Source organism: Paraburkholderia unamae, assembly GCF_003096875.1.
Taxonomy (GTDB): Bacteria; Pseudomonadota; Gammaproteobacteria; order Burkholderiales; family Burkholderiaceae; genus Paraburkholderia; species Paraburkholderia unamae.
The window spans coordinates 19406-37727 of the sequence record NZ_QEOB01000018.1; the positions used below are offsets into that span (position 1 = coordinate 19406).

18 protein-coding genes and 1 riboswitch are annotated in these 18322 nt (G+C 62.9%); of the genes, 10 read left to right on the plus strand and 8 right to left on the minus strand.

What is annotated here, in order from left to right; translation table 11 throughout:
* Positions 1-191: 191 nt before the first annotated feature.
* Entirely contained in the window at positions 192-728 is a 537-nt protein-coding gene (locus C7402_RS31810; RefSeq protein ID WP_116613486.1) for a MarR family winged helix-turn-helix transcriptional regulator, read from the plus strand.
* Between the two features lie 12 nt (positions 729-740).
* Here the strand turns inward: C7402_RS31810 and C7402_RS31815 are convergent, their stop codons facing one another.
* Positions 741-1601 carry a LysR family transcriptional regulator gene (locus tag C7402_RS31815; RefSeq protein WP_112173874.1) on the minus strand — a complete coding sequence of 287 codons (861 nt, stop codon included), beginning with the start codon at positions 1599-1601 and terminating at the stop codon, positions 741-743.
* A gap of 130 nt (positions 1602-1731) precedes the next feature.
* Between C7402_RS31815 and C7402_RS31820 the strand changes: the two genes are divergently transcribed.
* Together C7402_RS31820 and C7402_RS31825 are read left to right on the plus strand one after the other, a co-directional pair.
* The gene (locus C7402_RS31820; RefSeq protein WP_116613487.1) at positions 1732-3132 is read left to right on the plus strand and encodes a DHA2 family efflux MFS transporter permease subunit; all 1401 of its coding nucleotides are present in this window, start codon (positions 1732-1734) and stop codon (positions 3130-3132) included.
* Between the two features lie 188 nt (positions 3133-3320).
* The gene (locus C7402_RS31825; RefSeq protein WP_116613488.1) at positions 3321-4370 is read left to right on the plus strand and encodes a PDDEXK nuclease domain-containing protein; all 1050 of its coding nucleotides are present in this window, start codon (positions 3321-3323) and stop codon (positions 4368-4370) included.
* Positions 4371-4505: 135 nt separating this feature from the next.
* Here the strand turns inward: C7402_RS31825 and C7402_RS31830 are convergent, their stop codons facing one another.
* The 3 genes from C7402_RS31830 to C7402_RS31840 all read right to left on the minus strand — a co-directional run bounded on the left by C7402_RS31830 (position 4506) and on the right by C7402_RS31840 (position 8173).
* Positions 4506-5444: a LysR family transcriptional regulator gene (locus tag C7402_RS31830; protein WP_112173877.1), complete on the minus strand. Its 939-nt coding sequence runs from the start codon at positions 5442-5444 to the stop codon at positions 4506-4508.
* 348 nt (positions 5445-5792) lie between these two features.
* Complete coding sequence (locus C7402_RS31835; protein ID WP_112173878.1) at positions 5793-7181, minus strand: MFS transporter; 1389 nt, start codon at positions 7179-7181, stop codon at positions 5793-5795.
* Between the two features lie 575 nt (positions 7182-7756).
* The gene (locus C7402_RS31840; RefSeq protein WP_224040905.1) at positions 7757-8173 is read right to left on the minus strand and encodes a GlcG/HbpS family heme-binding protein; all 417 of its coding nucleotides are present in this window, start codon (positions 8171-8173) and stop codon (positions 7757-7759) included.
* 332 nt (positions 8174-8505) lie between these two features.
* Positions 8506-8673: riboswitch (FMN riboswitch) on the plus strand.
* Between the two features lie 75 nt (positions 8674-8748).
* Between C7402_RS31840 and C7402_RS31845 the strand changes: the two genes are divergently transcribed.
* Positions 8749-9246 carry a 6,7-dimethyl-8-ribityllumazine synthase gene (locus C7402_RS31845; RefSeq protein ID WP_112173880.1) on the plus strand — a complete coding sequence of 166 codons (498 nt, stop codon included), beginning with the start codon at positions 8749-8751 and terminating at the stop codon, positions 9244-9246.
* A 73-nt stretch (positions 9247-9319) separates the two neighbouring features.
* Here C7402_RS31845 and C7402_RS46500 read toward each other — a convergent pair whose 3' ends face one another.
* Positions 9320-9544, minus strand: a complete 225-nt coding sequence (locus C7402_RS46500; protein WP_133254596.1) for a hypothetical protein — start codon at positions 9542-9544, stop codon at positions 9320-9322.
* 29 nt (positions 9545-9573) lie between these two features.
* Here C7402_RS46500 and C7402_RS31850 point away from each other — a divergent pair, with 29 nt between their 5' ends.
* Together C7402_RS31850 and C7402_RS31855 are read left to right on the plus strand one after the other, a co-directional pair.
* A complete protein-coding gene (locus C7402_RS31850; RefSeq protein WP_116613490.1) occupies positions 9574-9972 on the plus strand; it encodes a DUF1488 family protein in 399 nt (132 codons plus the stop codon).
* A gap of 555 nt (positions 9973-10527) precedes the next feature.
* Positions 10528-10947 (plus strand): hypothetical protein, encoded by a 420-nt coding sequence (locus C7402_RS31855; RefSeq protein WP_112173882.1) that lies wholly within the window; start codon positions 10528-10530, stop codon positions 10945-10947.
* 419 nt (positions 10948-11366) lie between these two features.
* Here C7402_RS31855 and C7402_RS31860 read toward each other — a convergent pair whose 3' ends face one another.
* Entirely contained in the window at positions 11367-11960 is a 594-nt protein-coding gene (locus C7402_RS31860; RefSeq protein ID WP_116613491.1) for a cysteine hydrolase family protein, read from the minus strand.
* Positions 11961-12259: 299 nt separating this feature from the next.
* Between C7402_RS31860 and C7402_RS31865 the strand changes: the two genes are divergently transcribed.
* Positions 12260-12649 (plus strand): DUF1488 family protein, encoded by a 390-nt coding sequence (locus C7402_RS31865; RefSeq protein WP_116613492.1) that lies wholly within the window; start codon positions 12260-12262, stop codon positions 12647-12649.
* A 23-nt stretch (positions 12650-12672) separates the two neighbouring features.
* Here C7402_RS31865 and C7402_RS31870 read toward each other — a convergent pair whose 3' ends face one another.
* Positions 12673-14145, minus strand: a complete 1473-nt coding sequence (locus C7402_RS31870; RefSeq protein WP_116613493.1) for a carbohydrate porin — start codon at positions 14143-14145, stop codon at positions 12673-12675.
* Between the two features lie 97 nt (positions 14146-14242).
* Positions 14243-14512: a hypothetical protein gene (locus C7402_RS31875; protein ID WP_133254597.1), complete on the minus strand. Its 270-nt coding sequence runs from the start codon at positions 14510-14512 to the stop codon at positions 14243-14245.
* 927 nt (positions 14513-15439) lie between these two features.
* Here C7402_RS31875 and C7402_RS47160 point away from each other — a divergent pair.
* From C7402_RS47160 to C7402_RS31885, 3 genes are all read left to right on the plus strand, one after another.
* Positions 15440-15604: a hypothetical protein gene (locus C7402_RS47160; protein ID WP_165842039.1), complete on the plus strand. Its 165-nt coding sequence runs from the start codon at positions 15440-15442 to the stop codon at positions 15602-15604.
* A gap of 230 nt (positions 15605-15834) precedes the next feature.
* A complete protein-coding gene (locus C7402_RS31880) occupies positions 15835-17181 on the plus strand; it encodes an ABC transporter ATP-binding protein (RefSeq protein ID WP_116613599.1) in 1347 nt (448 codons plus the stop codon).
* Between the two features lie 208 nt (positions 17182-17389).
* A complete protein-coding gene (locus tag C7402_RS31885; protein ID WP_372460403.1) occupies positions 17390-18301 on the plus strand; it encodes a hypothetical protein in 912 nt (303 codons plus the stop codon).
* Positions 18302-18322: the final 21 nt, after the last annotated feature.

Below are 18322 nucleotides of genomic sequence, written 5' to 3' on the forward strand. Positions count from 1 at the left end.
CGGTCCGCCCATGCGCTGCACGGCGGGCCGGTCAGATTCCAAGAATAATTCAATAGTTGCATTCTTCAACTAATGATATTCCCTGAGATCGGCGGACGCCCGGCGCGCGTGGGCTATGATGATGGATGACAGAGCGGCCGCGCGCGGCGCGCTTCCATACAAGTGAAGGTTTGGGAACAGGACGGCAGCACATGCGAGCAGGAACGCCACCGGCGGGGCATAAAGGGAAACCGGACGACCGCGGCCAGGACGAGGACCAGGCGAAACACGACGGTGGCGGCGCCAACGGGGCAGCACTTTATCTGACCTTCAAGCTGGATCTGATCAAAAGCGAGATGATCAGCCGCGCGAACGCCGAGTACCGGCCCGCGTTCGGGCTCGACGTGCGCTCGCTGCGCGTGCTGAGGATGATTTGCGACGCGCCCGGGATCACCGCGAGCGTGCTGAAAGAGCAGACGCTGATCGAGAAGACGATGCTCTCGAAGCTGGTCGCGGACCTGATCGAGCGTAAGCTGGTGCGGCGCTCCATTCATCCCGACGACGCGCGCCATTTCCAGTTGTGGCCGACCGCGGCCGGCAAGCGGACGCGCGTTTCCAGCGACGAACTCGGCCAGTCGCTGGAAACGGAGATCCTGTCGATGCTGAGCACCGAGGAGCGCAGCCAGTTGAACAGTATCGTCGACAAGCTGGTCGACGAGTTTCGCAAGGCGGCGAAGGGGCAGGGCTGAGCGGCCGCCGCGCTATTCGCCGATCCAGGACCCGCGCAGGTCACTGTCATGCAGCAATTGCAGCAGCGTTTGCGCCGGACGGCTAAGGCGTTTCGCGGCGAGCGCGATGAACTCGACATCCGGGAGCGTGGGCAGGCTCGACGCATTGACAGGCGGCGCAAGACCGCGCGCCGCGAGATACTGCGATCGCACCGTAATGCCGAGCCCGCCGCGCGCTGCCGCCACGCAGCCCGCATGACTGCTGCTCGTGCAGACCATCTGCCAGCGGAAATCGGTTTGGGCGAGGGCGTCGAGGACGACCGCGCGCGTCACGCTCGGTTCGGCGACAAGGACGAGCGGCAGCGGCTGCGTGAGGTCCACGACCGTGCCGGTGGGCGCGAGCCACTCGAGCCTGCTGGTGAACAGGACCGCGCCGCGTTTGTCGCCGACCCGTCGTTTGCCGACCATGAGATCGATCGTCCCGGCATCCAGCAACTCATAGAGTTCGCCTGTCATGCCAATGTTGATTTCCAGTTCCACATCGGGATGCGCGTTGCGAAAGGCCGTCAATACCGTTGGCAGCGGACCGAGCGCGACGTCGTCCGACGAGCCCAGACGGACCCGACCCTTCAGGCGCGGCGCGCGGAACTGGGCCTGCGCGCGGTCGATCGCATGCAGGATCACGCTGGCGTGGGCGAGCATGGCCTCGCCGTCCGGCGTGATCGAAAGCGAATGCGTGTCGCGCACGAACAGCCGTCTGCCGATCGTCTGTTCGAGGCGGCGGATATGCTCGCTGACGCTCGACTGGGTCAGGCCGAGCTGACGCCCCGCCTCGGTGAAACTGTGGCAGGTCGCGACCGTGACGAACGTCCGGAGCCAGATGGGATTGAGCATCCGGGCATTGTTATCGGAAACGCCGATGACAGTCAACGTCGTCAGTGGGGTTCCCGATTTACGGCGATGACAATACGATGACGGCATTCCCCCAAAGTTTGTCCGCGCGCGCTGCGCGCCCGAAGTTTCAATGAGCAAGGATTCCAGTCACACCGCATTGCTGTGGATCGTCGCCGCCGGCTTTTTCATGCAGGCGCTCGACACGACGATCGTCAACACCGCGCTGCCGTCCATCGCGCATAGCCTTGGCGTGCGGCCACTCGAGATGCAACCGGTGATCGTCGCCTATACGCTGACGATGGCGATGCTCACGCCCGCATCGGGCTGGCTCGCAGACCGCTTCGGCACACGCCGTGTCTACTTCACCGCCATCCTGATCTTCGTGCTCGGCTCGCTGTGCTGCGCGAACGCCCATTCGCTGGGCCAGCTCGTCGTCGCGCGCGTGCTACAGGGCATTGGCGGATCGATGCTGTTGCCGATCGGGCGACTCGCCGTGCTGCGCGCCGTGAGCGGCGAGGCCTACGTCTCGGCGCTGGCGCTCATTTCCGTCTCCGGTCAGGTTGGCCCGATCGTTGGACCGACGCTTGGCGGCTGGTTTGTCCAGTCCTTCTCGTGGCATTGGATTTTCCTGATCAACGTGCCGATTGGCGCGGTCGGACTGTTCGCAGTCCTGCGCTATCTGCCGCGCGCGACGGGGGTGAGGGCGCCTGCGTTCGACGTCGCCGGTGGCGCGCTCGTGTCGCTGTGCATGATCGCGTTTTCGCTGGCAGTGGAAGTGCCGGTCCAATCGCATCGCGCCGCGTGGTCCGCGGGCCTCTTCGTGCTCGGGCTCGCGAGCGCGCTCGCTTACGTGCCGTACGCAAGGCGGCGCCAGAATCCGCTCTTCAAGCTGGCGCTGTTCCGCGAGCCGAACTTCAGCGTCGGTCTGATCGGTAATCTGCTCTGCCGCATCGGCTCCAGCGCGGTGCCGTTCCTCGTCCCGCTGCTGATGCAGCTCGAACTCGGCTATACGCCGCTGCGATCCGGCATCATGATGCTGCCCGCCGCCATTGCGGGCGCCCTTGCCAAGCGCTGGATCGCGCCGCTGATTCGACGCTTTGGCTACGACACCTTCCTGCTCGTGAATACGCTGATCGTGGGTGCATCGATCGTGGCGTTCGCATTGATATCGCACGACACGCCCGTGATCGTCGAGATCGCGGTGCTGGCGATTTTCGGCGCGGCCAACTCGATGCAGTTCGCGGCGATGAACAGCGTCACGCTCAAGGGGCTTTCGCACGAGGATGCGGGCAGCGGCAACAGCTTGTTCTCGATGGTGCAGATGCTGGCGATGGGCCTCGGCGTGTCGGTTGGCGGCGCACTTGTCAGCGTGGTCGCCGATCAATGGGGATCGGTGGCGCTCGGCTTTCGCGTGAGCTTCGCCGTGGTTGGCGCGATCACGCTGGCGTCGGCGCTGATTTTCCGGCGCATCGAGGAAACGCCCGCCGCAGTCTCGACGCCGGTGAAAGCGGCGGCTGCGGGCGGGCGGTGATCGGACAGGCGGCACGCCTGGACGGTAATGCGCTTTATTTTACATAATATAATTTAGCGCATTTGTATCGGGGTCGGGTGTTATAATTTTGCCACCCGAATTCCACGCCCAGGCTTGCGAGCCGCACGGCGCCAACCGGATAATCGAGCCTCGACGGTCCGACAACAGGTGCGCAACGCCTGCAATGCATGACAGATGACCTGAAAAACCTCGTCGCGAGCGACGACTACCGCCATTGGCTGCTCGAATTGAAGCAGCGCGTCGAGCGTGCCCGTCAGCGGGCGGCCGCGAGCGTGAACCGCGAACTGATCAAGCTGTACTGGCAGATCGGCAGCGATATTCTCCAGCGGCAGCAGACCCAGGGATGGGGAGCCGGCGTCGTCGACCAGCTCGCGCGCGACCTGAAAGCCGCATTTCCGGACATGCGGGGTTTCTCGCCGCGCAACCTCAAATACATGCGCGCGCTCGCCCAGGCGTGGCCGGACCCGGAATTTGTGCAGCAGCCTGCTGCACAATTGCCCTGGTTCCACCTGTGCACGTTGCTCGACAAGGTCAAGAACCCCGTTCAACGCGACTGGTACGCCGCCAAGGCGCTGGAGCACGGCTGGTCGAGAGCCGTGCTCGTCGCGCAGGTCGAGACGGACGCCTGCGGCCGCGCGGGCAATGCCATCACGAATTTTGCCGAACGCCTGCCCCCGCCGCAATCCGACCTTGCCCGCGAGGCGCTGAAGGACCCGTACGTCTTCGATTTCCTCGCGTTGGCCGAAAACGCCCAGGAGCGCGATATCGAACGCGAATTGACCCGGCACATCACGCAATTTCTGCTCGAACTGGGCGCGGGGTTCGCGTTCGTGGGGCGTCAGTACCGGCTGGAGGTCGGCGGCGACGAATTCTTCATCGACCTGCTCTTCTATCACCTGAAGCTGCGCTGCTATGTGGTCGTCGAACTGAAAACGACGCCGTTCAAGCCCGAATACGCGGGCCAGTTGAACTTCTATCTTTCCGCCGTCGATGCGCAGGTCAAGGCGCCGGAAGACCAGCCGACCATCGGCCTGCTGCTGTGCAAGGAGAAAAACCGGCTCGTGGCTGAATATGCGTTGCGCGGTGTGGCCAAACCGATGGGCGTGGCCGAGTACCAGCTCATGCGCGAGGTGCCGCCTTCGCTGGAACCTGGCCTGCCGACGATCGACCAGATCGAGGCCGAACTGCGCCCGGATCTTCCGGATGCCGCGTCATAGGCCTTTGTCTTGCAGCCGTCCTGGCGTGCAAATGCGCTAAATCGCGCGCATTTGATTGCCGAAAGCTCGCGCGAACAACCCCGTGCTCATGAAGTAAAGCCTGGCGATCCTGGCTATTTTTCACGCCGCGCCGCTTCAAAGCGCCAACGCGTCGCCGTAAGCCGAAAAGCGCAACTCCTTGCCCGACACGTGCGCCGCGATGAAGTCCAGAAACAGGCGGATTTTCGCGGGAATCATGGGCGTGTCGAGAATGGTGGCGTACATGCCGTCATCGAACGACGTGTTGCTCACCTGGTATTGCGGCATGAGCCGTACGAGCCGCCCGCTGGCGATATCGTGGTGCACGGTGTAATCCTCGAGCAGCGCAATGCCTTCGCCGAGCCGCGCAAATTCCAGCAATGCGACGCCGTTGTTGCTCACATGTCGCGGGTTGACGGCCACTTCTGCCACCGCCTCTTCCTGCTTGAAGCGCCAGATGTAATTGTCGCCTGGCAGCGTGTACGCAAGACACTCGTGCGTGGCGATCTGGTCAGGTGTTTCGGGTGGCGTACGCGCGGCCAGATAGCCGGGCGAAGCCACGAGATAACGCTCGCTCTTGAAGAGAATGCGCCGCTTGAGTCCGGCTTCCACCGGGGGCGCAATGCGAAAGTCGATGTCGATCTGCTGGCGGCGCAAATCGGCTTTCGATTCGCCAAGAATTAATTCAACGTGAATGTCCGGATACTGGCGGCGAAATTTCGTGATCAGCGGCGGCAGCACGCCAAGACCAAACATCATGCGCGAGTGCACGCGCAACATGCCCATGGGCGCGGCGCTGATGGCCGTGATGTTGCTCTGTGCCTCGCTGATGCTCCAGAGTATGCCCTCCAGATGCCTTGCGTATTCCTGCCCTGCTTCGGTCAGCACGACCTGACGCGTGGAGCGCAGCAGCAGCTTGACATTCAGTTCGTTCTCGAACTCGGTGATCATGCGGGAGACGGAGGTGGCCGAAACGCCAAACGTGCGTGCCGTCTCCGAAAAACTCTCCGTTCGTGAAATAGAGAGAAAAAACTCCATCGCACGAAGCCGGTCCATGATTCCTCCAGTTTTTGCAGTTCAGAACGCATGTTTTACGTTATGCCTGATAATAACATGGCGAATCTGGAATTCCTCGGCCATCAGGGGTTTGTATTATGGGTATTAATTCGTCATCCGAATCGTCTGTCTAGCCGGGATGCGGCTGGGTACCGCCGTGGCATCTCTCAAAACGTCGAGGCTGTTGAGTCGTTCCTCATTGCGTCGCGCGAGACGAAACGGGCACCGACGCGCGGTGCGCCGTGTGCCCGTTAGACCATACCGTCGATGCGTTGATGTGCCGCGCACGCATTGGCGCGGCTACATGAGGTTTCGCGCAGGCAGGATTTCGCCGTGGCGGCGCGGCGCTCAGTGGTGCGAGGCCGCTGGCGTGCCCGCCACGAGTTCGTTGCGGCGCAGATGCGGCGCGTGACGGCCGACCACGAGCAACGCGCCGGCTGCGATCAGCGAAGGCACGGCGAGCGTGCCGAAAATGGCCGAGAATTCCCAGTTCAGGCTCAGCAGGAACGCGCCGCCGAACGTACCCGCCACGGCGCCGAGACGCCCGATCGCCAGCATCCACGCGCAGCCCGTCACGCGGCTCGAGGTCGGATAGAACTGCGTGGCGAGCGTGGACATCGAAGACGCCGCGCCCGAAAGCGTGACGCCGGTGACGACGATCAGCAACGTGAGCCCCGCGTCGTGCGCCACGTTGCGCCCGATGATAAAGACCACGAGCGCGGTGAGCGCGTAGAACAGCGCGATCACGCGCACCGGGCTCATGCGGTCCATCAGCCAGCCCGTGAGAAGAATGCCCACGCACGCACCGAGGTGGAAGTAAGCGGACGTGGCCGCGTATTGCGGCAGCGAGAAGCCCGAACCCTTGAGCAGCGTCGGCATCCAGTTGTTGATGAGGTACAGCACCACGAGGCACATGAAGTACGCCAGCCACAGCATGGTCGTGCCCACCACGTACTTGCGCGAGAGAAGTTCGAGCACGGGCGAGCGCCTGGCCTGTTCGCGCGGCGCGTGCGCCTCGCTCACGAACACACAGCCGTCAAGGCGCGCCTTGGGCGCGAGACGACGCAGCGCGCGGGCGATGCGCTCCGCGGGCTTGCCGCGCGCCACCATGAATTTCACCGATTCCGGCAGGAAGGCGAGCAGCAGGCACGCGAGCACGAGCGGTGCGATACCGCCCACGAGCAGCACGCTGCGCCAGCCGAACGCGGGAATCAGCCAACCCGAGAGCAGGCCGCCCACAGTGTTGCCGGCAGCGAACCCCACCAGCATGCCGTTGACCGCGAGGCCGCGAATGCGCGACGGCACGAATTCGGCCATCAGCGTCGCCGTGTTGGGAATCGCCGCGCCAAGGCCCACGCCCGTGAGAAAACGCATGATGGTGAGTGACTCCATCGACGTGGCGAAGGCCGCCGCCGTGCTCCACACACCGAAGAACGCCACCGAGCCCACCAGCACGCTGCGGCGGCCGATACGGTCGGCGATCGGGCTCACCAGCAGCGCCCCCACGCCGATGCCGATGAGCGTGGCGCTCAAAACGGGGCCGAGCGAGGCGCGCGGCACGTGCCAGTCCTGGGCGAGCGTGGGCGCGATGAGGCCCATTACGCCGGTATCGAGGCCATCGAGTGCGATGGTGAGAAAGCACAGCACGAACAGCATGCAGTGGAAGAGCGAAAAGCGCTGATCGTCGATGAAGGCCTGGACGTCAACGGTGCGTCCCATGTCGCGTGCGAGACTCATCGTGCGTCTCCCTTCACGCAGGCCGCGCAACGCGCGACGCGCAACCGGGAAAGACACTGATTGCCGCTACTGATCCTCTTCATACCGTCTTGTCTCCATTGAGTCATATTCGCGCGCGTCGCTTCTCGAAGCGGGCGATGCACAGCCAGACTACGAGCGCTTTGGCCCGTTTTTGTTCCGCGTCGTGCTCGCCTTTTATCCGGCGGCGCATTTTGCGTTGTTTTTATCGATGTTGCCAGCCATCGATTCGCACACCGTTGCTCATGCATCGATCCGGGTGATCGTGCTTTGAACGCCATGCGTTGCGGGAATCTCTCGCGGTACGATTATATGGAGGGCGTGCGGCGCCGATTTCTGCGAAATCAGAAGAGGTGTACTGCAAAATTCGACATATTCGCGTGCGTGGCAGGAGGATTTAAGGGAAAACCCGCTTGAATGGGGTTTGGGCGACGTGTCTTGAGTTACGGCCGCCCCACGCCGCATACCAGCCCCCAAGAACAATAATTCCCTTGCGACCCCAAGTGCCGTGTTGCCGGCTGACCCATCACGGCCATTCGCGATAGTCGGCCCCTCCTCTACTTGATCGTGTCGGCGGCAGCCTTGCACACGGCGGCATCCTGATCGCCCGTGCCGCCGCTACATCCCACCGCGCCGACCACCTTGCCCCCTTCTATGAGCGGAAACCCTCCGGGCGACGCCACCAGCCCGGCGTCCAGCGTGCCCACATACGCGTGTCCGCTTTCGTACTGGTTGTAAAAGACCCGGGTTTCCCGCCGAAATCGCGCTGACGTGCGCGCCTTGTTCTGCGAGACCTCGATCGAGGCGTACTGCGCGCCGTCCATCCGCTCGAACGCGAGCAGCTCGCCATGCGTGTCGACCACGGCGATATTCATTTTCCAGTCGTGTTTTTTCGCTTCGGCCTCCGCAATCGCGAGCAGTTTTTTCGCGGTGTCCAGGCTGATCGCGGTGCCATAGGGAATGTCGAACGGCATCTTCTCCGGTGTCCCGCCTGCCGAAGGCTGTGAGGCCGAAGTTTGCGCCGCCGCTGTCGTTGCAACGGCATTGGCCGCGACAAGGCAGGCTACACACGTAATTCGAACGAGACTTTGCATCGCACCACCTCCCGCTGTGTTGGCCGCAGGCGCGTGCATTGAGCCGTTGGCGGAACGCTTTGCACGATGGCCCGGCTGGTTCGAAACGTAGCGCGATGAGTGCCGGTGTGCAAGACGATCCTTCGCCCGGCGCCTCGTGCCGATTTCCCCCTTGGGAATGTGGCTATGCACAAAATGACGTTTCGTGCTACCGTACAGCCCGTTCGTCAAGAACACGTTCTCGGGGCGGGGTGCAATTCCCCACCGGCGGTAATCGTCCTTAACCACGACGTAGCCCGCGAGCGCTCCGTTATCGCAGGCGGCAATCAGCGATGGCGCAGGTCAGCAGACCCGGTTGGATTCCGGGGCCGACGGTATAGTCCGGATGAAAGAGAACAGGTCGGCTTGCGGCTATTCGCGTCGTGCGAAGGCCGCGGCCGTCCTTCGCCCTGTTCACACAAAACAGGCTGAAGTCCATGAACATTTCCACCACGCTCGAATCACAAGCCGTCGCAGCATCCTCCCATCGTCCGCGCATTGCTTTCATCCAGGCCTGCTGGCACCGTGACATCGTCGACCAGTGCAAGACCTCGTTTTTGCAATCGATTCAGAAGTACGGCTACACCGCTGAAGACGTCGACCTGTATGAAGTGCCGGGCGCCTTCGAAATTCCGTTGCACGCGAAACGACTTGCGCAAAGCGGTCAATACGCCGGCATCGTGGCGGCCGGGCTCGTGGTCGACGGCGGTATCTATCGCCATGACTTCGTCGCGACGGCTGTCATCAACGCCCTCATGCAGGTCCAGCTCGAAACCGGTACGCCGGTGTTCTCGGCCGTGCTGACGCCGCATCATTTCCACGCCGGCGAAGAACACGTTGGCTTCTTCCGCGAGCACTTTGTCGTGAAGGGGGCTGAAGCCGCGCACGCCTGTGCCGACACCGTGAGCAAGCTCGCCGCCCTGCCCGTGCGATAAATCACGCATCACGACGGTTGCGCACGCAACCACTGGTGGCGCCGCATGGAAGACGCGGCGTCGCCTTGGCATCTCATGACGTGAGTGTGCCGCTGTCGAGGCTGAACGCCCAACGTTGCGGATGAAGCTTTACCTGCCCTGCTCCGGTCATTTCAGCGGCGGCACACGATTTCAGTAGTGATTTCGATTCAACGTGCTGCTGCACGAAGAGGCGTTTGAGCACTGCGGCGCAAAGCCGTGAGTTGAAGCGCGGGCACTGCAATGTTCGTTTAGCCAGGTACATGGGTTGCTGATGCACAGGCGCCTGACCTCCTGGAGCGATGCCAAATGATCATTCGATTTCCCCGCACTCAAGCGTTCTACTGCGCCGGAGGCACGATCCGTTTCGACGCCGAAGTGGACGGCGCACAAGTCACATGCGAAATATCGCCTGAGGCTCTTGAAGAACACTTCCGTGCGCGCCCCGGACAAGCCGGCCTGTTGAGCGCCTTCGCGGCGCATCGCGATGAGATCGAGTCAATCGCAAGACAAACACTGCCCCATCGGTTGTCCGCCGGTCGCTGCCAACTCTTTCTACGCGATTTCATGTGCCGGGCAACACACGCCGGCGCAATCATGAGTCTGCACCGGGACATGGCGAAAATCGCACGCCCCGTGGCATCTGAAACGAGTGCGACTCATTCAGCCGCGAGCATTGCGGCGCTCGACGAACTCGAAGCGAGCTAACGCCCTGAACGGCGCGGCGTTGCCGGTTTCCACAGGCACGACGCGAGCAAGCCAACCCGAGCGTTGAATGCCGCGTGAACCCGGCAACCGCTTGCACCGAGGGTCATGCAGTTTGCCAATAGCGTTGTATAGGCCGGGCAATAGCGATGCAATGACGCCGAAGTAATGTTGACGCGCAGGGCTTCATGGCATGGCTGCGCGTTGCAACTCTTGCCGGGATAGATGGCGTTAATGCGGTAAGGTCGACTGTCGTGAACCTCACGCATCCGTGTTTCTTCCGATCGGGAAAATTGAACCTCAACAACGATTAGAACTTCTTACAATTTCGTCGCCGGATCACGCTTGACCCACCGGTATACGCTGCTTACGATCGACCTGCGGACCTTGCTCTGCTGTTCTTCATCTAAAAGTTGAGTCGGTATGGCTGTTGCACCGTTCATGCTGGATTGTGCTGTTTAGCTGCGCAGCCTCGTTGTCAGACCGATGCCAGCGAGCCGTGCGGATTTTTGCGGCGCTGGTTCCAAAGCCCGGTTTGTTGGCATTAGGGGGCTCGTTATGTCTTACCGCCGCTGGACCTCTCCTTCCGAGACCGCGGAATGGCTCATCCTCGTCGGCGCGGCTTTCGCGGTGCTGGGCGGGTGGATTCCCTGGATGGGCCACGCACCTTACTACTTCGTCGCCGGGGTTGCACTGATCGGCTCGGGCACCCTGATGCTCTGGAGCCGATCGGCAGGGCTCTGGTGGTACTTCCTCATGTTCGTCGCGGCCCTGATCTGGTCGGTCTTCAAAGTCGGGCTGAATGGCTGGAGTCTTTTGCAGCGACTCTTTGTGCTCGGCCTGCTCGGCATCGGAATCAGCATCACGTTCGTTACCAGCCAATCGGCAATCGGCCGGCCGCTGCGCGTTGCGGCGATCGTCATGGCGATCGTGTACGGCCTGGCGATAGGCAGCATGTTCTTGTCCGCCGTCTTCTGACCGGACCGGCAATAACCCGCAGAAGAACTTACGCGGCGCCCGTGCAATAACGACGCTCTTCAAGCTCGTCAGTTGATCGGTCGAATGACCGATCGAGTGTCAACATATGCCGATCGCCAAAGGCATTGATCAATTGGCGCACGGCATTCGACCGCAAGCTTCCGGGCAGCCTGTCATGCACCAGTCGTCCGCCGCCAAGCCGCGCTCGTTGCGCGCTGGCCGCTTGCCGTCGTGCGCAAGGGTTCATGTCGCTTCGCTCGCGCACTCGGTTGCGCATGCAACGAGGCATACGGCGGCCCGCTCGTGGCCGAGCGAGGTGAGAGTCGGCTCCAGGACGCTGCCGTCGATACACCGCGCAGCGTGGATTGGCTGATGCGACGGGTTCGTCGAAGCGTCCCCCGCAGCGGGCGAGCTTCACCTCACGCGGACAACGCGTCGACCACATGCTGCGAGTGCACGACCTGCGCGTGTGGCGCAATCACCTTGTCGAGCAGAAGATCGTGCAATTCGCTATCCGGATCGGCGCAACAATCACGCGCGACGACCAACCGGTAGTCGAGGTCAAACGCCTGTCGCACCGTGGACAGCACGACGCCACCCGTCGTGATGCCCGCAAGCACCAGCGTTTCCACACCATTCGAGCCCAATAGTGTTTGCAGGTCCGTTCCGCTGAATGCGCCTATGCGCTGCTTGATCACGACCGGCTCATCGTGCAACGGCGCGACAGCGGGATGGATCGCCGTTTCCGGCTGGCCTCGCAAAAAGAGGCCGTTCTGCTTCACGAACGAAAAGAGCGCGTTACGCGGGCTGACCTCCGGATGGCCGGTGCGAAAGGCGACCATCACGTAGACGATGGGCATGCGGGCCGCGCGCGCCGCCGCGATCATGCGTGCGGTGCCGGCCAGCACGGCCTCGCGCTGCGCCTGCGCAACGTAGTTCTCCAGCAGCACGTTCTGGTAGTCCAGCACAAGCAACGCGGATTTCGCCGGATCGAGATGAAAAGGCTCGGACATGGTCATGTATCCATCAAAGTGGGCCGCCGCTGTCGCGTGAGAGCGCGGACTCGTTGTCGAATCGCGCTGATGACAGCGGACAGCGGGCGTTAGTTATGAAGATATTAACGGCGGCGCAAGTGTGCGGTAGCGCACAGTGTTGTGAGCAAACTGAAAGGCGAGCGCCCTATCACTTCGGTCAGCGAGGGCCTTCTGCGCAAAGCATGACAGTCTTCGAACTCCCCGATCAAGAATGCCACAACGGCTGCAAAGGGAGTCGGAACAGAAAAATCATGCTTCGCTCGTGAGGAAGATCAGTCATGTTCATTCACTTTTCCGACACGGCCGCGACATGCTCCCCCAAGGGATCCGTCGTCTTCGTCGCGATGGTCGACGCGACCGAGGTGAATTGCGAAGTCTCGCCCGAGGCGCTCGCGGACCATTTCGGCGCCAAACGCATGGACCCGCCGTGTCTGCTGGCCGCATTCGAAGCTCATCGGCGGGAAATCCTGGCAACGGCGGCGGCAATGCTTCCGCACCGGCTTTCGGGGCGGCGCTGCCTGCTGTTTTCACGGGACTTCTCGTCCACGCTCACGCCCGGACCGCACGTCATGCTGGAGGCCCGATCGCCGTCTCATCCGGGACCCGTCAGCCTCCCTTGCGAGCCAGCATCGCCACGTGCGAACGCGCGTTCAAGAGCGTCGCCGTAAGCCCGTAGCAACAGGAAGCGCGCTCAGAACTGGATCGTCGAGCGCACCCCCAGAACCGCCTCGTCGCCAATGCGGCGTGACGGATTCTGCGGGTCGGGAATCCCGCCGGCGGGCCGGAAAAAGTACTGAAAATCCGCCTGCCATTGCCACCACGGCGCGACCTGGTACTGGTAGGTCGCCTCCAGAACGGTCTCGGCGCTGCGCGACGGATAGCCCGGCGTGGAAACCGCCTGGGCGCTCGCATAGTCCTGCGCGTGCGAGCCGATGTGCGCGTAACCTACGGCCAGGCCCGCTGCGTCGTTGTCGCGCCCCTTGAACGGTGCCTTGAGCGTCACGCCCGCGTTGATCCCGAGGTCCACCAGGTTACGGTCGCCGGGTGCGCCCATCACGCGCGCGAACACGCCTACCGACTGCGGACTGTCCGCGGCCGGGCGCCATACCATCTGGTCCGCCACGGCGTAGATGCTGTAGTTGCCCCGATGTGTGACCGGGCCGCCCACGCCCGTCATGCCCGTTGCCGGATCGGCGAAGCGGTTGCTGTTGTACCAGAAGCCGAGCTTGTAGGTGCCGGGCAGATCATTTGATTTGGCATCCGAATTATTGGCTGGCGGCTGGTTGATGGCATACTGAATTTCGCCGATAACCAGCGTGCCATTGCCCAGATTGAAATTCGTGCCGCTCGCGTTGAGCTTTTGCGGGTCGCCCTTACCAGGCGCGGGGTTGCCGTCGAATACGCCGCCTAGCACGGTAATCGCGTCGGTGGGCGTGGCGCGCACGCGCACGCCAAGCGACGAAAGCGGATAAGCCGGGCCGCCCGCGGGCAGATCGACGGAGGGCAAGGCCGACCAGCCGAACGTCGCATTCATGAAGACGTTCGCGTACTGGCTGATCATGAATTCCTGATCGAGGCTCTGCTGCCCGACCTTCACGTCGACCTTGCCGCCGGGCAGCGTCTGCTGGTACCACAGCTCCCACAAGCGGGTCGATGCGTCGGCTTCGATGCCGCTCGCGCTTTGCAGCGTTTGCAGGTTGCGCGTGCTCAGGCTCGTGCCGTGAATCTGAAAACCGGAGACGTTGAAAATGCCGCCCGGCAGGCCGAACGCCTTCTGCGTGTCCATGCCCAGGCTGAACTCCGTGAGCCCCTGGTAAGCGCCGCCGCGCTGCGTGCCCCCGCTCAGGTTGCCCATGTATTCGCTGGTTTCCTGCAAGCCGAACGTGACGCCATACTGACCGAGCCAGGGGCGCAAGCCGCCCATGTCGCCAAAGAGGTTCGAGCGCTCCCAGAGGCCGGTGGGTGCGGCGCTCGCCTGATCGGCAGCCGGTGCTTGCTGCGCCGCTTCACCGGATGGTGCAGCCGGTTGAGTGGGTGCGCTTTCGCCGCCGGTCTGAGCGCCGGTTTGCGCATAGGCGGCGGGCACGACGCCCAGCGAGAGAACGGCGCTCAACGTAATCGAGCCGCCGGAACCGGGCAGCCTGCTCTTGAGGATCTTTTTCATAGTATTTGTGGGGCTGGGGTAAGTTGCGGACGGGTCCGCTTTCTACGCAGAGCGTGCCTGCGAAGCTTGATGAAACTGTGTCCGGCGCGCAGGTTTTCTACGCGAAGCGCACGGGCGGCCGTAAGGGGCGCTCCAGTTGCGAGGCGCACGCGCACAGCAGCGAAACCAGCGCGGCCGCGGCGACGGTCGCACCGAGAAGTGCGTAACCGGTGGGCGTGAGCGGATGCCCCGCGTGAACGGTGCGCAGCGCACCGCGTGCCGCCAGGTGCGCGGTTCGATGGACGAAGTGCAGTGAGCGGCGGCGCGCACCGGCAGTCGTTGCCTCGTGCACACGCAGTTGAAAAACAAGAAAGAGAAAGGCGAACATCATCCCTCCGCGTTGGCCGCTCTGAGGGCGGACGAAATGCGAAAGCGCAGCCATGCCTGCAAGCCAGCTTGCAAATGGACACATGGCAATCGAATAGAGGGAGCGTGCTGCTGAGAGACCGGCCGCAAGAACAAGGACCGTCAATAACGAAGCGCGCTAACCCGGCGTAAGCGAGTTAGCGGCGAAGGAGTGAACCTGTGGCGGCTATCTCGCGGTTGTGCTGCCGGCGCTGGCCGGCATCGGACTTCCACTACCTGAACATGCGTCCACGGACGACTCCTTTGCTGTGACGGGGCGGATTGTATTGGGCACGCGGACAGAAACGCAAGTAAAAAAAGCATAAACGCGATGCGGGTCAGCAACAGCCCCGTATGCCGCGATTTCTTTCAATCGCGTTTCCCCAAGCCTTCAGAAGCGAATCTCTGCTCTGCTTAGCAATTCTGGTTGACTTTCCGATTTTTCAGCGACTAGAATTCGCCCGTCTTCTCAAAGGGGCCGATGCCTTGGACAGTAGCAGTAGTCGATCTTCGAACCGTTTCGCTGCCTGACCGGCAGGACACTCGCTCCCCTTCCCGAGCCGCCGTCCTGCCAGCAGGCAGACGGTGCGCGCCGTAGCCGTATCCTTCGTGCACCCCGAACCATAGCGCCATGCCGACGCGGGCTTCGCACGCGCTCGTTCTGGCAATACCTTGCGAGTGCTTGCGCTCGCGGACGACGTGCGTCCGCACCCCGCCAACGCCGGGTGTGGGCGCGCGCCCGGCACGAACAGGAGTCCCCATGCCCGACAGTGACAGTTGCCCTCCCCGCTTGCCTTCAGGCTTGCCCGAGGAAAGCACGTAGGCCCGCGCAGCCGCGCTGAACGCACGGCTACCGAACGTCTGCGGGGCCTCCATTCGCCCGAACCCACCAGACGTCCGGAGAAACATCATGATTTTCGGTCTGCTTTTGTCGCACCTGCCTCACGTCAATGAAGCGCGCCCGCACTACGAGGCGCTGCTCTCGCTCGAACCGGTCCGCCGCCGTTCGGTGAAAAGCGGGTTGAAAAACCCGCTGAAAAGCCTGTGGCGGCGGATCAAGTCGCGGCTTTCTTAAGTTCTGCAAAACTCCGGTCACGAAGAGTCGCCATCGTTGAAAAAGCGTTGGTGCTCCCTGAGCGTGGCCGCGAGTTGACCATTCCCTTTCACATGTTTTTCGATTCGCCTTGTTCGTCACGCTTTCAACCGCACGCCATGGCGTGCGCGGTACGCGTATGCCGAGTCCCACCCGCGCCTCGCTTCACGCTGAATGAAGACTGAATGGAAACTGAATTGAGACTGAATCCCATGCAAAACCCCAACACGTCCAACGCCGCGCTCGACCCCGACCTGCTCCAGCCGCCTTCGCGCGCCCGCCCCGAAGTGCTCAGCGTCCAGCACGTGTGCCGCGGTTTCAACAGGAACCAGAGCGAGCAGCTCGTGCTCGACGATGTGAATGTCACGTTGCGAGAAGGCGAGATCGTCGGCTTGCTGGGCCGCTCGGGCTCCGGCAAGTCCACGCTGCTGCGCATCATCGCGGGCTTGATTGCGCCCACCAGCGGCGACGTGAACTACCTGGGCCGCCCGCTGCGCGGCCCGGCCGCAGGCGTCGCGATGGTGTTTCAGACCTTCGCCCTCTTTCCCTGGCTGACTGTTCTGCAAAATGTCGAGGCCGGTCTGGAAGCGATCGGCGTCGGCCCGCAGCAGCGGCGAGCGCGGGCGCTGGCGGCCATCGACCTGATCGGTCTGGACGGCTTCGAAAACGCCTACCCGCGCGAGCTTTCCGGCGGCATGCGCCAGCGTGTGGGCTTCGCGCGCGCGCTCGTGGTCGACCCCACGCTCATGCTCATGGACGAGCCCTTCTCCGCGCTCGACGTGCTCACGGCCGAAACGTTGCGCACGGACCTGCTCGACCTCTGGACGCAAGGCCGCCTGCCCATCAAGTCGGTGCTGATCGTCACGCACAATATCGAGGAGGCGGTTTTCATGTGCGACCGCATTCTCGTGCTCTCGTCGAATCCGGGCCGCGTGGTCGCCGAAATTCCGGTGCCGTTCAAGCATCCGCGCAATCGCCTCGACCCGGTGTTCCGCGCGCTCGTGGACGACATCTACGCCAAGATGACCGCGCGCCAGCCGGGCGCGCCGGCGAAGCCCGAACTGGAGCCGGGCAGCCGGCTGCCGGGCGTGTCGATCAACCTGATGGCCGGCCTGATCGAGACACTGGCCGCCGAGCCGTACAACGGCCGCGCGGACATGCCGGATATCGCGCGCACGCTGCAACTGGAAGTCGACGACCTGTTCCCGGTTGCCGAAATGCTTCAGCACCTGGGCTTCGCGGAAGTCAGCGAGGGCGACGTGGTCCTCACGCACGCAGGCAAGACCTTCGCGGAATTCAGCACCCAGGAGCGCAAGCTGATGTTTTCCGAGCATTTGCTGCGCCATGTGCCGCTCGCCGCGCGCATCAAGACGGTGCTCGACGAGCGGCCCAACCATCGCGCGCCGCGCGTACGGTTCGAGCAGGAACTCGAGGATCTGCTTTCGGACGACGCCGCCACGCAAACGCTCGACTCCGTGATCGCATGGGGCCGTTATGCCGAAATCTTTTCGTACAACGACAAAACGGGAATCTTCAGTTTCGCGGACGTGGAGTCCTGAGCGCGCCGTTCATGGTGACGGCCCGGCTGGCCGTCACCGCGCGCACCGCCATCCCCGAATCGGGCACCGATGGCGATTACCGCTGTACAAGCCACGCCGCCGCCTGCAAGAATGCGGAAGCAACCGGAGTGCCGCACCTCATCCGCCTCTGTTGCGCCGCAACCAGAACCCATGCAGGAGGAGGATCATGAACAGGCTTGTCAAAGCCATGGCCGGCAGTCTATGCACGCGAGCGTGGCGCGCCGTTGTGATGACGGCGCTGTTCTGTTTCCTGGGCCAGAGCGCCTTCGCGCAAACGGACGACCGGGCAGCGAGCCTGCGCGAGAAGTATCAGAGCCTCACGCAGCAACTCGCGCATAACCCGTTTCAGCGGCCGCTGTACCTCGAATCGCAGGAGTTGCCGTCGGCGCTCAAGGGCGACATTTACGGCGTGGTCAGCTTTCCCTTCGCGGTGGTCAGCCGCTCGCTCAGCGACCCGGTTCAAGGCCCGGCCAACTGGTGCGACGTGTTGATCCTGCACCTGAACATCAAGTACTGCCATGCATCGGCCGGGCCGAACGGCACGGTTCTCGCCGTGAATATCGGCAAGAAAACCGAGGAATCGCTTTCCTCGTCGTACCGCGTGCAATTCAACTATCACCAGGCGGCGAGCACGGCCGATTATTTTCGCGTGGAGCTTTCCGCCGCCACGGGTCCGCTGAGCACGAAGGACTACCAGATTGTGCTGGAGGCGATACCCGTGGGCGAGAACCGCACCTTTATCCACCTGACCTACGCCTATGGTTACGGCACGGCGGGACGCCTGGCAATGAAGGGCTATCTGGCGACGATCGGCAGCAACAAGGTCGGCTTTTCCTCGACGCAGGATACGTCGACGGGCGAGACGCAATACATCGGCGGCGTGCGCGGTCTGGTGGAGCGCAACACCATGCGCTATTACCTTGCCATCGAGGCTTATCTCGGCGCGCTAGCCAGCCCGTCCAACGACCGCCTCGACAAACGCCTCGCCGACTGGTTCGACGCGACCGAGCAGTATCCGCGGCAATTGCACGAAGTCAGCCGCGCCGATTACCTGCAAATGAAACACAACGAGTATCAGCGGCAGCAGACCGCGCAGTAGTTCATGCGGCGGGCCGCGAGA

What these genes read in the sequence shown, in the direction of transcription:
- C7402_RS31810 (WP_116613486.1), top strand. Translation starts at nt 192, where the DNA reads ATGCGAGCAGGAACGCCACCGGCGGGGCATAAAGGGAAACCGGACGAC.
- C7402_RS31815 (WP_112173874.1), bottom strand. Translation starts at nt 1,601, where the DNA reads ATGCTCAATCCCATCTGGCTCCGGACGTTCGTCACGGTCGCGACCTGC.
- C7402_RS31820 (WP_116613487.1), top strand. Translation starts at nt 1,732, where the DNA reads ATGAGCAAGGATTCCAGTCACACCGCATTGCTGTGGATCGTCGCCGCC.
- C7402_RS31825 (WP_116613488.1), top strand. Translation starts at nt 3,321, where the DNA reads ATGACAGATGACCTGAAAAACCTCGTCGCGAGCGACGACTACCGCCAT.
- C7402_RS31830 (WP_112173877.1), bottom strand. Translation starts at nt 5,444, where the DNA reads ATGGACCGGCTTCGTGCGATGGAGTTTTTTCTCTCTATTTCACGAACG.
- C7402_RS31835 (WP_112173878.1), bottom strand. Translation starts at nt 7,181, where the DNA reads ATGAGTCTCGCACGCGACATGGGACGCACCGTTGACGTCCAGGCCTTC.
- C7402_RS31840 (WP_224040905.1), bottom strand. Translation starts at nt 8,173, where the DNA reads ATGCCGTTCGACATTCCCTATGGCACCGCGATCAGCCTGGACACCGCG.
- C7402_RS31845 (WP_112173880.1), top strand. Translation starts at nt 8,749, where the DNA reads ATGAACATTTCCACCACGCTCGAATCACAAGCCGTCGCAGCATCCTCC.
- C7402_RS31850 (WP_116613490.1), top strand. Translation starts at nt 9,574, where the DNA reads ATGATCATTCGATTTCCCCGCACTCAAGCGTTCTACTGCGCCGGAGGC.
- C7402_RS31855 (WP_112173882.1), top strand. Translation starts at nt 10,528, where the DNA reads ATGTCTTACCGCCGCTGGACCTCTCCTTCCGAGACCGCGGAATGGCTC.
- C7402_RS31860 (WP_116613491.1), bottom strand. Translation starts at nt 11,960, where the DNA reads ATGTCCGAGCCTTTTCATCTCGATCCGGCGAAATCCGCGTTGCTTGTG.
- C7402_RS31865 (WP_116613492.1), top strand. Translation starts at nt 12,260, where the DNA reads ATGTTCATTCACTTTTCCGACACGGCCGCGACATGCTCCCCCAAGGGA.
- C7402_RS31870 (WP_116613493.1), bottom strand. Translation starts at nt 14,145, where the DNA reads ATGAAAAAGATCCTCAAGAGCAGGCTGCCCGGTTCCGGCGGCTCGATT.
- C7402_RS31875 (WP_133254597.1), bottom strand. Translation starts at nt 14,512, where the DNA reads ATGTTCGCCTTTCTCTTTCTTGTTTTTCAACTGCGTGTGCACGAGGCA.
- C7402_RS47160 (WP_165842039.1), top strand. Translation starts at nt 15,440, where the DNA reads ATGATTTTCGGTCTGCTTTTGTCGCACCTGCCTCACGTCAATGAAGCG.
- C7402_RS31880 (WP_116613599.1), top strand. Translation starts at nt 15,835, where the DNA reads ATGCAAAACCCCAACACGTCCAACGCCGCGCTCGACCCCGACCTGCTC.
- C7402_RS31885 (WP_372460403.1), top strand. Translation starts at nt 17,390, where the DNA reads ATGGCCGGCAGTCTATGCACGCGAGCGTGGCGCGCCGTTGTGATGACG.